The 320-nt window shown below is 48.8% G+C and carries 1 protein-coding gene; it reads right to left on the bottom strand.

The features are described from left to right. Positions 1–320, bottom strand: a 320-nt coding sequence (locus HMPREF2991_RS11090; protein WP_257371822.1) for a hypothetical protein, incomplete at both ends; no start/stop codon positions are given.

The raw sequence follows: 320 nt of genomic DNA, 5'->3' as shown, positions 1-320 counted from the left end.
GGCTCAACTGTTTCATCAATTGGAACCAGTGGGTCGCCACCTTGGAGGGTTGGTGTACCTGTTTGCGGAACACCTTGAGGGCCTGTGCTGGTTGCGCCGGTTCCTGTTGGTGTTACCTTGGTTACTGTTGGGGTATAAGTCGCAGTCACTGGAGTGCCATTCTTATCTACCCGTCTAACCGTTACTGGAGCTGGAGTTCCAACATACTTCTTGTCTGGAGTGAAGGTAATAGAGCCATCTGGATTGATGCTGTATTCACCTACACCTGGAACTGTTTTTGTTGACTGACCATCTTCGAAAGTCATTGGTTTCGTATCATC

The sequence above is a fragment of the Streptococcus sp. HMSC072D07 genome (genome assembly GCF_001814835.1).
GTDB lineage: Bacteria > Bacillota > Bacilli > Lactobacillales > Streptococcaceae > Streptococcus.
Note: the sequence above shows the minus strand (reverse complement) of the source record. Positions and strands in the feature narration are given on the sequence as shown.